The organism is Burkholderia sp. Bp9004 (assembly GCF_003858025.1).
Classification (GTDB): Bacteria; Pseudomonadota; Gammaproteobacteria; order Burkholderiales; family Burkholderiaceae; genus Burkholderia; species Burkholderia diffusa.
Genome location: NZ_QTQD01000096.1, coordinates 1 through 428 on the forward strand (window position 1 = coordinate 1; position 428 = coordinate 428).

1 protein-coding gene is annotated in these 428 nt (G+C 64.5%); it reads left to right on the forward strand.

All coding sequences use genetic code 11. From position 1 onward, the window contains the following. On the forward strand, positions 1-428 hold a 428-nt coding region (locus DIE08_RS35310), incomplete at both ends, for a hypothetical protein (RefSeq protein WP_148096106.1).

The window sequence follows — 428 nt, forward strand, 5'->3', positions numbered from 1 at the left end:
GTGGACGAGGCTGGCCGCATCACCGGCCTGTGGCTGATGGGCGAGCACGAACCCCTGCGCCGCCTGAGCCTGTACCGTTATGACGAAGCGGGCGACCTCACGCTGGCACAAGACGAGAATGCTGCCGCATGGACCTACCAGTACCAGCACCACCTGATCACCCTCTACACGGACCGCACCGGCCGCGGCATGAACCTGCAATGGCAGGGAGAGGGCGCGGATGCCAAAGCGGTGCGCGAGTGGGCCGACGACGGCAGCTTCGACACCCGCCTGGAATGGGACGAGAACATCCGCCTCACCTACGTCACCGATGCCCATGGCCAGGAGACCTGGCACTACTACGACCACCTGGGCTACACGTACCGCATCATCCACCCCGATCAGCGTGAGGAATGGCTGTTCCGCGATGAGGCGAAGAACGTCGTCCA